At 71.7% G+C, this 13,961-nt stretch carries 12 protein-coding genes; 10 read left to right on the top strand and 2 right to left on the bottom strand.

The genetic code is table 11. The annotated features are described in order from the left end of the window. Positions 1-349 precede the first annotated feature (349 nt). Complete coding sequence (gene fmt, locus IEY91_RS25920; protein WP_164326433.1) at positions 350-1,282, top strand: methionyl-tRNA formyltransferase; 933 nt, start codon at positions 350-352, stop codon at positions 1,280-1,282. A 55-nt stretch (positions 1,283-1,337) separates the two neighbouring features. Next, positions 1,338-2,804, top strand: coding sequence for an RsmB/NOP family class I SAM-dependent RNA methyltransferase (locus IEY91_RS25915; RefSeq protein WP_189175889.1), 1,467 nt, complete (start codon positions 1,338-1,340; stop codon positions 2,802-2,804). A 1-nt stretch (position 2,805) separates the two neighbouring features. Here the strand turns inward: IEY91_RS25915 and IEY91_RS25910 are convergent, their stop codons facing one another. Beyond that, positions 2,806-4,938: an MMPL family transporter gene (locus tag IEY91_RS25910; protein ID WP_229697232.1), complete on the bottom strand. Its 2,133-nt coding sequence runs from the start codon at positions 4,936-4,938 to the stop codon at positions 2,806-2,808. Between the two features lie 236 nt (positions 4,939-5,174). Between IEY91_RS25910 and rpe the strand changes: the two genes are divergently transcribed. The 7 genes from rpe (at position 5,175) to IEY91_RS25875 (ending at position 11,986) form a co-directional block, all read left to right on the top strand. Continuing rightward, positions 5,175-5,861: a ribulose-phosphate 3-epimerase gene (rpe, locus tag IEY91_RS25905; RefSeq protein ID WP_164326436.1), complete on the top strand. Its 687-nt coding sequence runs from the start codon at positions 5,175-5,177 to the stop codon at positions 5,859-5,861. A 133-nt stretch (positions 5,862-5,994) separates the two neighbouring features. Then, positions 5,995-7,047, top strand: coding sequence for a sugar-binding transcriptional regulator (locus IEY91_RS25900; RefSeq protein WP_164326437.1), 1,053 nt, complete (start codon positions 5,995-5,997; stop codon positions 7,045-7,047). Between the two features lie 144 nt (positions 7,048-7,191). Next, positions 7,192-7,599 carry a guanyl-specific ribonuclease gene (locus tag IEY91_RS25895; RefSeq protein ID WP_189175887.1) on the top strand — a complete coding sequence of 136 codons (408 nt, stop codon included), beginning with the start codon at positions 7,192-7,194 and terminating at the stop codon, positions 7,597-7,599. A gap of 40 nt (positions 7,600-7,639) precedes the next feature. Then, complete coding sequence (locus tag IEY91_RS25890; protein ID WP_164326439.1) at positions 7,640-8,035, top strand: barstar family protein; 396 nt, start codon at positions 7,640-7,642, stop codon at positions 8,033-8,035. Between the two features lie 192 nt (positions 8,036-8,227). Next, positions 8,228-9,670: a GuaB1 family IMP dehydrogenase-related protein gene (locus IEY91_RS25885; protein ID WP_164326440.1), complete on the top strand. Its 1,443-nt coding sequence runs from the start codon at positions 8,228-8,230 to the stop codon at positions 9,668-9,670. 341 nt (positions 9,671-10,011) lie between these two features. Then, the gene (locus IEY91_RS25880) at positions 10,012-11,505 is read left to right on the top strand and encodes an amino acid permease (RefSeq protein ID WP_164326441.1); all 1,494 of its coding nucleotides are present in this window, start codon (positions 10,012-10,014) and stop codon (positions 11,503-11,505) included. Between the two features lie 25 nt (positions 11,506-11,530). Then, positions 11,531-11,986, top strand: a complete 456-nt coding sequence (locus IEY91_RS25875; protein ID WP_164326442.1) for an Lrp/AsnC family transcriptional regulator — start codon at positions 11,531-11,533, stop codon at positions 11,984-11,986. Positions 11,987-12,045: 59 nt separating this feature from the next. Here IEY91_RS25875 and IEY91_RS25870 read toward each other — a convergent pair whose 3' ends face one another. Then, positions 12,046-12,678, bottom strand: a complete 633-nt coding sequence (locus IEY91_RS25870) for a Repetin (RefSeq protein ID WP_189175886.1) — start codon at positions 12,676-12,678, stop codon at positions 12,046-12,048. 386 nt (positions 12,679-13,064) lie between these two features. On the opposite strand from IEY91_RS25870, the gene IEY91_RS25865 reads away from it, so the two are divergent. Further along, the gene (locus tag IEY91_RS25865) at positions 13,065-13,898 is read left to right on the top strand and encodes a carbon-nitrogen hydrolase family protein (RefSeq protein ID WP_189175885.1); all 834 of its coding nucleotides are present in this window, start codon (positions 13,065-13,067) and stop codon (positions 13,896-13,898) included. The last annotated feature ends 63 nt before the right edge of the window (positions 13,899-13,961 follow it).

Raw genomic sequence — 13,961 nt, 5'->3', positions numbered from 1 at the left:
GAACCGGCGTTGAGGGATCGGGTGTTGAGGGATCGGATGGGATGAGTGGACGGGGGAGGGGGACGGGGGACGGGGACCGGGAGGAAACGGGGACCGGGGAGTGGGGGTGTCGCGGTGTGGGGGTGGGCGGTCCTGTGCAATGAGGAGCGGGCCGCGTGTGCGGCCCGTTGTGGTCAACTTTTTCTTGACCAACGCGCTACGTCGTGAGGGGTCACGGTCCAGGGGCGTATGCGCATATGCGCAGGGCGCACAGCCATGCGTACGCCCCCGGGAAACCTCCGGGGAATCCTCGGGGCGGGGCCCATAGACTGGTGCGTCGCCGTCCGCCAGAGAACCGGAGTACTACCCAGTGAAGCTGGTCTTCGCAGGCACCCCCGAGGTCGCCGTCCCCGCCCTGGACGCCCTGATCGCCTCCGGCAGGCACGAGGTGGCCGCCGTCGTGACCCGCCCGGACGCCCCCGCGGGCCGCGGCCGCAGGCTGGTCGCGAGCCCGGTGGCCCAGCGTGCGGAGGAGGCCGGGATCGAGGTGCTGAAGCCCGCCAAGCCGCGCGACGCGGAGTTCCAGGCGAGGCTGCGGGAGATCGCGCCGGACTGCTGCCCGGTGGTGGCGTACGGCGCGCTGCTTCCGAAGTCCGCCCTGGAGATCCCGGCCCGTGGCTGGGTGAACCTGCACTTCTCGCTGCTGCCCGCCTGGCGCGGTGCCGCGCCCGTGCAGCACGCGATCATGGCGGGGGACGAGATCACCGGCGCCTCCACCTTCCTGATCGAGGAGGGCCTGGACTCCGGCCCGGTGTACGGCACGGTCACCGAGGAGGTCCGGTCCACGGACACCAGCGGCGACCTGCTGACGCGGCTCGCGTTCGCGGGGGCCGGGCTGCTGGCCGCGACCATGGACGGCATCGAGGACGGCTCCCTGAGCGCCGTGCCGCAGCCGGGCGACGGTGTCAGCGTCGCGCCGAAGATCACCGTCGAGAACGCGCACATCGACTGGTCGGCGCCCGCGCTGCGGGTGGACCGGGTGGTCCGCGGCTGCACGCCCGCGCCCGGCGCGTGGACCGTCTTCCGCGGCGAGCGCCTGAAGTTGATCCAGGCCACGCCGGTGCCGGACCGCACCGACCTCGCGCCCGGTGAGATCGCCGCCGGGAAGAAGAACCTGTACGTCGGCACGGGTTCGTACGCCGTGGAACTGCTATGGGTGCAGGCGCAGGGCAAGAAGCCGATGGCCGCCGCCGACTGGGCGCGCGGGGCGCGGATCACCTCCGGGGAGCGGCTCGGCGCGTAGCGCGCGGGCGACGTACGCTGGTTCGGTTCGCCCCATCACCAGCAGCGGAGCACCTTTGAACGACCAGCCGAGCCGGCGACCGCGTACCCAGGGCAAGTCCGGACCCCAGGGGAAGTCCGGCAAGCCCTACCGCCGCCCGCAGAAGGACCCCGTCCGCTTCCTCGCCTTCGAGGCGCTGCGGGCCGTCGACGAGCGCGACGCGTACGCGAACCTCGTGCTGCCGCCGCTGCTGCGCAAGGCGCGCGAGAAGGAGGGCCCCGAGCAGTTCGACGCGCGGGACGCGGCGTTCGCGACGGAGCTGGTGTACGGGACGCTGCGCAGGCAGGGGACGTACGACGCGATCGTCGCCGCCTGCATCGACCGGCCGCTGCGCGAGGTCGACCCGCCCGTCCTCGACGTACTGAACCTGGGCGTCCACCAGCTGCTCGGCACCCGCATCCCGTCGCACGCCGCCGTGTCCGCGTCCGTGGAGCTGGCGCGGGTCGTGCTCGGCGACGGGCGGGCCAAGTTCGTGAACGCGGTGCTGCGGAAGGTGGCGCGGGACGATCTCGACGGCTGGCTGGAGAAGGTCGCGCCGCCCTACGACGAGGACCCCGAGGACCATCTCGCGGTCGTGCACTCGCATCCGCGCTGGGTCGTCTCCGCGCTGTGGGACTCCCTCGGCGGCGGCCGCGCCGGGATCGAGGACCTGCTCGAAGCCGACAACGAGCGGCCCGAGGTCACGCTGGTGGCGCGGCCGGGTCGGTCCACCGCCGACGAGCTGCTCGACTCGCTGGACGCGGATTCGGTGCTTCCGGGGCGCTGGTCGCCGTACGCCGTTCGGCTCAGCGAGGGCGGCGAACCGGGATCACTGGAGCCGGTGCGCGAGGGGCGGGCCGGAGTCCAGGACGAGGGAAGCCAGTTGGTGGCGATCGCACTCGCGAACGCGCCGCTCGAAGGACGCGACGAGAAGTGGCTCGACGGCTGCGCGGGCCCCGGCGGCAAGGCCGCCATGCTCGCCGGTCTCGCCGCCGAGCGCGGCGCCGTGCTCCTCGCCGCCGAGAAGCAGCCGCACCGGGCCCGCCTCGTGAGCCAGGCCCTCGCGGGAAACCCCGGCCCCTACCAGGTCGTCGCCGCCGACGGGACCCGGCCGCCGTGGCAGCCCGGGACCTTCGACCGGGTGCTGATGGACGTGCCGTGCACGGGACTCGGCGCCCTGCGGCGGCGGCCGGAGGCGCGGTGGCGGCGCCGGCCGGAGGACCTGGAGGGCTTCGCCCCGCTGCAACGTGGGCTGTTGCGCACGGCGTTGGAGTCCGTGCGGGTCGGCGGCGTCGTCGGATACGCCACGTGCTCCCCGCACCTCGCCGAGACCCGCGCCGTCGTCGACGACGTGCTCAAGCAGTGGGGTGCCGCGGAGCTGGTGGACGCCCGCGCGTTGATGCCCGGGGTGCCGGCGCTCGGGGACGGGCCCGATGTGCAGCTGTGGCCGCATGTGCACGGTACGGACGCGATGTATCTGGCGGTCATCCGGCGTACGGGGTGAGTCACCGCTTCTCGGCTCGTCCTCGATCGCCGGGCGGGCTTGAAGTACGAGCGTCGGTCTCGTGCGCCAGCTTGCTCGGCCACCACACCTTCGGGCCCACGTCCAGGAACAGGGACGTGACCAGGACCGAGCGGACGATGAAGGTGTCCAGGAGCACGCCGAGTGCGACTGCGAAGCCGATCTCGACGAAGGCGACCATCGGGATCGTGCTGAGGGCGGCGAAGGTGCCCGCGAGGACCAGGCCCGCCGAGGTGATCACGGCGCCGGTCGCGGAGAGGCCCGTCAGGACACCGGGGCGGGTGCCCTGACGGGCCGCCTCCTCGCGGATGCGGGTCGTCAGGAAGATGTTGTAGTCGATGCCCAGCGTCACCAGGAAGACGAACACGAACAGCGGGAAGTCCGTGGATTCGCCGGGGAAGTCGAAGACGTGGCGGAACACGAGCGCGCTGATGCCGAGGGCCGCCGAGAACGACAGGATGACCGTCCCGATCAGCAGCAGCGGGGCGACGACCGCGCGCAGCAGGGCGCCCAGGATGAGCAGCACGACCAGCAGGACGAGCGGGATGATGAGCTTGTCGTCACGGATGGTCGCCTTGTCCATGTCGAGCAGCGTCGCCGTGCCGCCGCCGACGTGGGCGTCCGCGCCCGGCACGTCGTGCACGGCGTCACGGACCCGCTCCACGGTGTCCTTGGCCTTCTTGCCGTCGGCCGGATCGGTGAGGGTCGCCTCGAACAGCACCTTGCCGTCGTGTTCGGCCTTCGTCCCCGGCGGTACGCCGACGCTGCCCTCCTGCACGCCCCGGGTGCCCTGGACGGCGCGGCTGACGTCCTCGGCCCGGTCCTTGTCCGCGATGACGACCATCGGGTCGCCGCTGCCCGCGGGGAAGTAGTCGGCCTTGACCTTCTGACCCGTCACGGAGTCCGGTTTGTTGATGAAGGAGTCCTCGTTGCTGACCCCGGCCGCGCGCAACTGGAGCAGGCCGAGGGCGAGGGCCGCGAGCGCCAGCGAGGTGACGATCCAGGTCTTCCGCGGCCGCCCGGCGATCCGGCGGCCCATCCGCGCCCACACGCCCTGCTCGGCGGGGTCGGCGCTGCCGTGGTGCGGGACCACCGGCCAGAACAGCCAGCGCCCGAAGATCACGAGCAGTGCGGGGAACAGCGACAGCATCGCGAGCACCGCGACCGCCACGCCGATCGCCGCGACCGGGCCGAGCCCGCGCGTGGAGTTCATCTCGGACGCGAGCAGCACCAGCATGCTCAGGACGACGGTCGCGCCGGACGCGAGCACGGCGGGCCCCGCGCGGTGCAGGGCGAGCGCCATCGCCTCGTGCCGGTCCTCGTGCCGGCGCAGCTCTTCCCGGTAGCGGGCGACGAGCAGCAGGGCGTAGTCCGTGCCCGCGCCGAAGACGAGGACGGTGAGGATGCCCGCGCTCTGGCCGTTGACGGTCAGGCCCGCGTGCTCGGCCAGCAGATAGATCAGCGCCTGCGCGCCGTACAGCGACACGAACGCGGAGATCAGGGGGATGAAGAGCAGGACAGGGCTGCGGTACGTGATCAGCAGGGCCACCACGACGACCGCGCCCGCCGTGAGCAGCAGCGTCGAGTCGATCTCGGCGAACGCCTCGGAGAGGTCGGCCGAGACGCCCGCGGGCCCGGTGACGTACACCTCCAGGCCGTCACTGCCCTCGCCCACCTTGTCCTTGACGTCGTCGACGGCGTCCGGCAGGTCGTTCCAGAGGTCGTTGTCCATCGTGAGCGGCACATACACCTGCGCCGCCCGCGCGTTGGCGCCGGACTTGTCGAAGGCCGGGCCGCGCGTCTCGTCGCCGCGGATGAAGTGCGAACGCAACTGCTTGATCTCGCTGACGCCGTCCGCGATCCGCGCCCGGTCCTTGTCGGTGAGCGGGCCGTCCTCGCGGGCGAACAGGATCACCATCGGCATGGTCTCGGGCCGGAACCCGTCGGAGGTGTTCAGGACCCGGGTGGACTCCGCGGACCGCGGCACCCAGGACGAGGCGGTGTTGTCCTGCTGGTCCGCGAGCTTCGACGCGAGCGGCGCGGCCACGACCAGGGCCACCAGCCAGAACAGGAGCACCAGCCACTTCGTGCGTGGCCCGCAGACCAGCCAGGCCACTCCCTGGCGTGCAGGGCCCTTCCCGTTCGCGTTCCCGTCCGAGCGAGTACCAGACCGAACTCTGGGAGTACTGGGCATGGCTGTCCCCCTGCCGCCCCACGCGCTGCCGGTGGACGGACAGCATGGCACGCGGTGCGCGGGCCGGGGGAGGTCGCTTTCACACCCCGTACGCGCCCCTTCGTGACCTTGGCGGGACCGCGGCGGGCAACCACCGCCGGGCATGGCAGGCTTGGGGCATGGCCGCGCAGATCAACCCCAGCATCCTCTCCGCCGACTTCGCCCGCCTCGCTGACGAGGCGCGGGCCGTTCAGGGCGCAGATTGGCTCCATGTCGACGTCATGGACAACCACTTCGTACCGAACCTCACCCTGGGGGTGCCGGTCGTAGAGTCTCTGGCACGGGCGACGGACACGCCCCTGGACTGCCATCTGATGATTGAGGACCCCGATCGCTGGGCCCCGCAGTACGTCGAAGCGGGCGCGGGTTCGGTCACGTTCCACGTCGAGGCGGCCGCGGCGCCCGTGCGGCTCGCGCGCGAGATCCGCGCGAAGGGCGCCCGCGCCTCCATGGCCCTGAAACCGGCCACGCCCATCGAGCCGTACGAGGACCTGCTGCCCGAGCTGGACATGCTCCTGATCATGACCGTCGAGCCCGGCTTCGGCGGCCAGTCCTTCCTCGACATCATGCTTCCCAAGATCCGCCGCACCCGTGAGCTCATCAGCAAGCACGGTCTCGAGGTCTGGCTCCAGATCGACGGCGGGGTCTCGCCCTCCACCATCGAGCGCTGCGCCGAGGCCGGCGCCGACGTCTTCGTCGCCGGATCGGCGGTGTACGGGGCGGACGACCCGGCGGAGGCGGTACGTGCACTGCGCACTCAGGCCGAGTCGGCCACGGCGTCCGCCGGGTGGGCGTGCCGCCACTGAGCCGTACAACGGGCACGACAAAGCCGCCGCGCGGCCGACGGCTTGGCCACGGGAACGTGAACGCGGCCCATCAGGGCTGATCAGGTACGCCGGATCTGCAAGGATGAACAGCGAATCCAGGTGTACGAATGTTGTGAACAGCAGTGAGGAGAGCGCCGTGTCGGCCATGTCGGCGGGTCGGTCAGCCATGCGGATGGGCCCCGCGGAGCTGGTGCAGGCGGCGGCCATGGCCCGCCGCTTCTACCTCGAGGGCAAGTCCAAGATCCAGATTGCCGAGGAGTTCGGCGTCAGCCGCTTCAAGGTGGCGCGGGTCCTGGAGACCGCTCTTGAACGTGACCTTGTACGAATCGAGATCCGTGTGCCCGCGGAACTGGACGCCGAGCGCTCCGACGCGCTGCGCGCCCGCTACGGCCTGCGGCACGCCGTCGTCGTGGAGTCCCCGGCGGCCACGGAGGACATCGAGGATTCGCCCGACCCGGAGAACCTCGGAGAGGTCGCGGCCGGGCTCCTCGGCGAGCTGGTCAACGAGGGCGATGTGCTCGGCCTCGCCTGGGGGCGCTCCACCATCCACATGGCGGCCGCGCTCGATGTGCTGCCGCCGTGCACGGTCGTGCAGCTCACGGGCGTGTACGACGCCGGGACGGCTGAGCGCGGCTCGGTCGAGGCAGTCCGGCGGGCCGCGCAGGTCTCCGGGGGCGACGCCCACCCGATCTACGCGCCGATGCTCCTGCCGGACGCGGCGACCGCCACCGCGCTGCGCCACCAGACCGGCATCGCGCGGGCCTTCGAGTACTTCGACAAGGTCACCGTCGCCGCCGTGTCCATCGGCTCCTGGGAGCCGGGCATCTCCACGGTCCACGACATGCTCACCGACGAGGAGCGCGCGCACTACGCCTCGCTCGGCGTCGCCGCGGAGATGTCGGCGCACCTCTTCGACGCGGAGGGCCGCCGGGTCGGGCGGGACCTGGGCGAGCGGTGCATCACCGTCGAGGCGGACCGGCTCCGCCGCATCCCCGAGGTCGTCGCCATCGCCGGGGGCCAGCGCAAGGCCGCCGCGATCGACGCGGTGCTGCGGTCCGGCCTGGTCACGAGCCTGGTCACGGACACGGCCGCGGCGGACCAGCTCCTGGTCGCCGGGTCTGCGCCGCGGCCCGCGCTGGACCGGGCGGACCCGGACGGAGAGTAGGGCTCGGGGCGAGGGCAGGGGGCACGGGGGTGCTGGGGGGCCTTGGGCGGTGGGGCTGCTCACCGTGGGGGTGGTGACCGGCGCGTGGACGTCGGTGCGGACGCCGGCGCGCGCCGGTGCGCGGAAGCTGACAGCATCGGGCGCATGATCCTCCGGTCCCTGGGCCGTCCGCTGAGCGCGCTCCTCCTCTGTCTCGTCGTCCTGGTGACCGGCTGCGGCACGGAACGGCAGAGCGCCACGGGCGACACGGCGTCTACGCCCGCGTGGGCCCGCGGCATGGACACCGTCGAGGCCGCCCGGCTGCCCGCCGAGGCACGGCGGACGCTGCGCCTCATCGACAAGGGCGGGCCCTTCCCGTACGGCAAGGACGGCAGCGTCTTCGGCAACTTCGAGGGCGAGCTGCCGCGCGAGGCCCGCGGCTACTACCGCGAGTACACCGTCCGCACGCCAGGAGAGCGCGACCGCGGGGCCCGGCGCATCGTGACCGGCCGCGAGGGAGAGACGTACTACACGGACGACCATTACGCGTCGTTCAGGGCGGTGCTGAGATGAGGGCCGTTCGGAGCGGTACCGAAGTGAGGGAGGCGACGCCGTGACGACGGCTGACAGTGCGGATCAGGTACCCGAGGGCGGCCCCCTCGCGCCCGTGCTCGACGCCGTGCGTGGCGGCGGCTGGGCCACGCTCCCGCTCGACCTGAGCGGCGTGCGCGACAAGGCCGCCTTCCTGGACCGGTGCGCCACGGCGCTGACCCTGCCCGACTGGTTCGGGCGCAACTGGGACGCGCTCGCCGACTGCCTCTCCGACCTGTCCTGGGCGCCGGGGGAGCGGGGGCGGCTTCTCGTCGTCTCCGGGTGGCGGGAGTACGCCGATCAGGCACCGGGCGACTGGGGCGTCGCGCAGGACGTGTTCGCCGACGCGGTCGCGTACTGGCGGGGCCGGGAGCAGGGCCTGGAGGTCGTGCTCGTGGTGGAGCCCCCGACGGGCTGAGCCACCGCCGGAGTCCCGTGGCCCGGACCGTGGCCCGGACGCGCGCTTGGAGGATCCGACCAGGGGCTTCGCGGGCCGTCTGGGGGATCGTCCCAGGCGGCGCGATCCCCGCGGCATGGGACAATGAAGTACGTGCTTTCCCCCGGCTGTCCTGTTCGGGGGCCACCTCTGAACGACTGGGATGAGCAGCACGTGCGTTTCCTCAACGACATCCAGCCCGCGTACGACCTGACGTACGACGACGTCTTCATGGTGCCGAGGCGCTCCGCCGTGGGCTCGCGCCAGGGCGTCGACCTCTCGTCCCCGGACGGCACGGGCACGACGATCCCGCTGGTCGTCGCCAACATGACCGCGATCGCGGGCCGCCGCATGGCCGAGACCCTCGCCCGCCGCGGCGGTCTCGTCGTCATTCCGCAGGACATCCCGATCGAGGTGGTCACGGACGTGATCTCCTGGGTGAAGACGCGTCACCACGTGCTGGACACCCCGATCGTCCTGGACCCCGCGCAGACCGTCGCGGACGCCCTCGCGCTGCTGCCCAAGCGCGCCCACAACGCGGGCGTCGTCGTGGACGCCGACCGCAGGCCCGTCGGCGTCGTCACGGACACCGACCTGACCGGCGTCGACCGCTTCACGCAGCTCTCCGAGGTCATGTCCAAGGACCTGCTGCTGCTCGACGCGGACATCGACCCGATCGACGCCTTCAACAAGCTGGACGGCGCCAACCGCCGCTACGCCCCCGCGGTGGACAAGGACGGCCGCCTCGCCGGCATCCTCACCCGCACCGGCGCCCTGCGCGCGACGCTCTACACCCCGGCCGTGGACGCGAACGGCAAGCTCCGCATCGCCGCCGCCGTCGGCATCAACGGCGACGTGGCGGGCAAGGCCAAGCAGCTCCTCGACGCGGGCGTCGACACGCTCGTCGTGGACACCGCGCACGGCCACCAGGAGTCGATGATCGCCGCGGTCAAGGCCGTGCGCGCGCTCGACCCGCAGGTCCCGATCGTGGCCGGCAACATCGTCGCCGCCGAGGGCGTGCGCGACCTCATCGAGGCGGGCGCCGACATCATCAAGGTGGGCGTCGGACCCGGCGCCATGTGCACCACGCGCATGATGACGGGCGTGGGCCGCCCGCAGTTCTCCGCGGTGCTCGAATGCGCCGCCGAGGCCAAGAAGTTCGGCAAGCACGTCTGGGCCGACGGCGGTGTCCGCCACCCCCGCGACGTCGCCATGGCGCTGGCCGCCGGCGCGTCGAACGTCATGATCGGCTCCTGGTTCGCGGGGACGTACGAGTCCCCGGGCGACCTCCAGCACGACGCGCAGGGACGTGCGTACAAGGAGTCCTTCGGCATGGCATCGGCCCGCGCCGTGCGCAACCGCACCAGCGAGGAGTCGGCCTACGACCGCGCCCGCAAGGCGCTGTTCGAGGAGGGCATCTCCACCTCCCGGATGTTCCTCGACCCGGCCCGCCCCGGCGTCGAGGACCTGATCGACTCGATCATCGCGGGCGTCCGCTCCTCCTGCACCTACGCGGGCGCGGCCTCCCTCGCGGAGTTCGCCGAGAAGGCGACCGTCGGCATCCAGAGCGCCGCCGGTTACGCCGAGGGCAAGCCCCTGCACGCCAGTTGGAGTTAGGGCACCCCAACTCCCCGACGGCCCCCGCGAGTTGATCGCGGGGGCCGTCCGCGTTTCCGCCCCGGGAGCCCTTCTCGCGAGCCGCCGTCCAACCCGGGACAAATCCTCCCCGACGCAACGGACGAAACGGACGGCGCAACGAACACGCGCTCAGCCCCGTCGCACGCAACGATCTTGTGTGGATGCGCAACGTTGCTGCATTACGGGCGGGAACTGACACCTCATAGAGTCATGCGCTGTACGTGGCGTGGCGGGGACTGCCTGCTCGGTGGTTCCCGTTTCCTGTGTGGACTGCCGCGGCTCCCTGCCACCTCGACCGGCAGCGATGAAGGAGCCAGCGCGTGCTCGATCAGGGCGCACCCCCGCAGTCCCGCCAACGCCCCCAGGGCGCGGCGGGCCTTGGCACTCGACTGATGCGGCGCAAGCCGGTGGAACGCCTGGTCGCGGAAGGCGGCCAAGGTGAGGGCGGCTCGCTGCGGCGCACCCTCGGCATGTGGCAGCTGACCATGATCAGCATCGGTGCGACGCTCGGCACCGGCATCTTCGTGGTGCTCGGCGAGAGCGTCCCCAAGGCCGGTCCCGCGGTGACGGTGTCCTTCGTCCTCGCCGGGCTCACCGCCCTGTTCTCCGCCCTGTCGTACGCCGAGCTGGCCGGCTCGATACCGGTCGCCGGCTCCTCGTACTCGTACGCATACGCAACCATGGGCGAACTCGTCGCCTGGGTGTGCGGCTGGTGCCTGGTCCTGGAGTACGGCGTGTCCGTCGCGGCCGTCGCCGTCGGCTGGGGCGAGTACCTGAACGAGCTGCTCGACGGCACCATCGGCGTCACCATCCCGGACGCGCTCTCCGCCGCGCCCGGCGAGGTCGACGGCGCCATCATCAACCTGCCCGGCCTGATCGTGGTGCTGCTCGCCATGGTCTTCCTGCTGGGCGGTGCCAAGGAGTCCGCGCGCGCCAACACGATCATGGTCGTCGTGAAGATCGTGGCCCTCGTGCTGTTCTGCGCCGTCGGCTTCACCGGCTTCAAGTCCGGCAACTACGCCGACTTCATGCCGCTCGGCGTGGCCGGCGTCAGCGCCGCCGGAGCGAGCCTGTTCTTCTCCTACATCGGCTTCGACGCCGCCTCCACCGCCGGTGAGGAGGCCAAGAACCCGCAGCGCGACCTGCCGCGCGCGATCATGCTGTCGCTGATCATCGTCACCGCGCTGTACGTCCTGGTCGCCGCCGTCGCCGTCGGCGCCTGGCACTGGAAGGAGTTCGAAGGCTCCGAGGCCTCCCTGACCGCGATCATGAACGACGTGACCGGCCAGAGCTTCTGGGGCACGCTGCTCGCGGCCGGCGCGGTCATCTCCATCGCCAGCGTCGTCCTGACCGTCCTCTACGGCCAGACCCGCGTGCTGTTCGCGATGTCCCGCGACGGACTCGTCCCCAAGACCTTCGCCAAGGTCAGCGGCAAGACCGGCACGCCCCGCGTGAACACGGTCATCGTGTCGCTGTTCTGCGGCGCCCTCGCCTCCGTCATCCCGCTCGGCAAGCTCGTCGACGCCACCAGCATCGGTACGCTCTTCGCCTTCGGCCTGGTCAACATCGCCGTGATCGTGCTGCGCCGCACCCGCCCGGACATGCCGCGCACCTTCCGGGTGCCGCTCGGCTGGCTCTTCCCGGTGCTCGGCTTCGGCTTCTGCGCCTACAACATGTACAACCTCGACGTGGCCACCTGGAAGGTGTTCGGTGTCTGGATGGTCGTCGGGCTCGTGTTCTACTTCCTTTACGGGATGCGCCGCTCCCGCCTGGAGACCGATCCGCCCGCCGCGGAGGTCCCCGCAGTGAAGTGACACGCAGAGAAGTGAACGACCCCCAGTGCGACTGAACGATCTCGACGAACGCATCGTGCACGCCCTCGCCGAGGACGCCCGCCGCTCCTACGCCGACATCGGCCAGCTCGTCGGCCTGTCCGCGCCCGCCGTGAAGCGGCGCGTGGACCGGCTGCGGGCCACCGGAGCGATCACCGGGTTCACCGTCCGCGTCGATCCGGCCGCGCTCGGCTGGGAGACCGAGGGGTTCATCGAGATCTACTGTCGCCGCAACACCTCGCCGGAGGCGATTCAGCGGGGTCTTGAGCGGTACCCGGAGATCGCGTCCGCCTCCACCGTCACCGGGGAGGCAGACGCGATCGTCCAGATTTTCGCCGAGGACATGCGGCACTTCGAGCGGGTTCTTGAGCGGATCGCGGGGGAGCCGTTCGTGGAGCGGACCAAGTCCGTGCTGGTGCTCTCGCCGCTGATGCGGCGCTTCTCGTCCGGCTCGCCCGCCTAAAGGGGTGCCTTCAGGGTGCTGCCGCCTGACCCCCGTCCGGGCGGCAGCACCCTGGTGTGTCAGGACGTGGGGTACGGAACCTTCCACGGGACCACGTTGAAGTCGCCCGTGCCCTTCTTGACCTTCTCGAACGGGGCCGCGCTGTTGCACTTGGTGAGCTTCTTCGTGCCGTCGGGGCCGCCTGTCGCGGCCCAGCTGTAGCCGAGGCGGTCGTTCCTGCCCTGGTCGTGGACGCTGAAGCCGACGCGGCTGCCCTTCAGCTTCTTGATGTTGGTCTCGGTGATGATGCCGGTCGTCGTCGCCACCTTGCCGCCGGTCACCAGGCAGTCGATGCGGCCCTTGGCCCAGCCGCCCTTGCCGCCCGGCTTCTCCAGGTGCACGAACTTGAAGGTGCCGGTCGCCCTGTCGGGGCGCTTGACGTCCTTCTTGGCCAGGTGCGCGTCGAACGTGAAGGTGATGTCCTCCGTGGTCTTGCGGAACAGCTTGGCCTTGCCGGTCAGCGCGGCCGCCTCGCGGGGCTCGGCCTGCTCACGCGGCTCGGCCTGCTCGGCGGCCGCGTGCCCGCCGACCTGCTTGCCGGGGTGCGTGACGTCCTCCCCGGACGCCACGGCCACTCCGGCCGCGCCCGCGGTGATCAGGAGCGCGGCGCCCACGGCGAAGGCGCGGTTGCGGGTGAAGGCGTTACGGCTCACGGGAAGCCCTCCGTCTTTCGTTCAGGCTGGTCACCCGGCGTTTCCGGGTGAGAGAACGATCCCGCGGCAGGGGCCTTCGGGGCGTCCGGCCCAGGTCTGCACTGTGCTTCCGCCGCGCGGGGGAGGAGCCGCCGCCGGGCATGCGCCCGCAGGCTGAGCCCTCACAGGCTGAGCCCCCGCACCACCCCGGCCGTGCACCGCGCGCGACGACCGGCCCCGGACGGCGCGCAACGAATCGCTGCCGCCCCCGCCCCACGCGCAACAAATCGCCCAGAGGGGTGCAACGGTCGCGCCTTGCCCGGTCATGGCCGCGGAACGTACCGTCTTTGCGAACCCCTGACGCGTTTTCGCCCCTTCCTGTCCCTCCGCACGCCCCGAGGTCAGCCATGCCGCCGCTGCGCACCGCCCTGCTCCAGAGCTCGGGGCGTCCCGGCTCCGTCGCCGCCAACCTCAAGGTCATCGAGGAAGCGGCGGAGCGCGCCGCCGCCGCGGGCGCCCGGCTGCTCGTGACGCCCGAGATGTTCCTGACGGGCTACGCGATCGGCGACGACGTGCCCCGCCTGGCCGAGCCCGCCGACGGCGAGGCCGCGGACGCGATCGCCGACATCGCCGCACGCCACGGCCTCGCCGTCGCCTACGGTTACCCCGAGCGCGCCGGAGGGGGGCACCTCCCGCTCGAGCGAAGCCGAGAGTGGGGGAAGGTCTTCAACTCCGTCCAGCTCATCGGCCCCGACGGCGCCCGCCTCGCGAACTACCGCAAGACCCACCTCTTCGGCGGCTTCGAGCGCGATCACTTCACGCCCGGCGAAAAGACCGTCGTCCAGGCCGAGTTGGACGGCATGCGGATCGGCCTGATGATCTGCTACGACGTGGAGTTCCCGGAGAACGTGCGCGCGCACGCCCTCGCGGGCACCGACCTGCTGCTCGTCCCGACCGCGCAGATGCACCCCTTCCAGTTCGTCGCCGAGTCCGTCGTGCCGGTGCGCGCCTTCGAGAACCAGATGTACGTGGCGTACGTCAACCGCGTCGGCCCCGAGGGCGAGTTCGAGTTCGTCGGCCTTTCCGCGCTCGCCGGGCCCGACGGTGTCGCCCGCGCGCGTGCCGGGCGCGGCGAGGAGCTGGTGTTCGCCGACGCGGACCCGGCCTTCCTGGCCGCGTCCCGCGAGGCCAACCCCTATCTGAGCGACCGCCGCCCCGGCCTGTACGCGTCCCTGACCTGAGGGTCCGAGCCTCCCCACCTCCTCTTCTGCTTCCCCCGTTCTGCCGTTCCCGCAAGGAGTCCG

The organism is Streptomyces lasiicapitis (assembly GCF_014646335.1).
Lineage (GTDB): Bacteria > Actinomycetota > Actinomycetes > Streptomycetales > Streptomycetaceae > Streptomyces > Streptomyces lasiicapitis.
This window is presented reverse-complemented; position numbering and strand designations above follow the sequence as displayed.

Bases quoted from the DNA above. Each gene is read 5' to 3' on its own strand.
- rpe (WP_164326436.1), top strand. From the start codon at position 5,175: ATGGCCGCGCAGATCAACCCCAGCATCCTCTCCGCCGACTTCGCCCGC.
- IEY91_RS25865 (WP_189175885.1), top strand. From the start codon at position 13,065: ATGCCGCCGCTGCGCACCGCCCTGCTCCAGAGCTCGGGGCGTCCCGGC.
- IEY91_RS25895 (WP_189175887.1), top strand. From the start codon at position 7,192: ATGATCCTCCGGTCCCTGGGCCGTCCGCTGAGCGCGCTCCTCCTCTGT.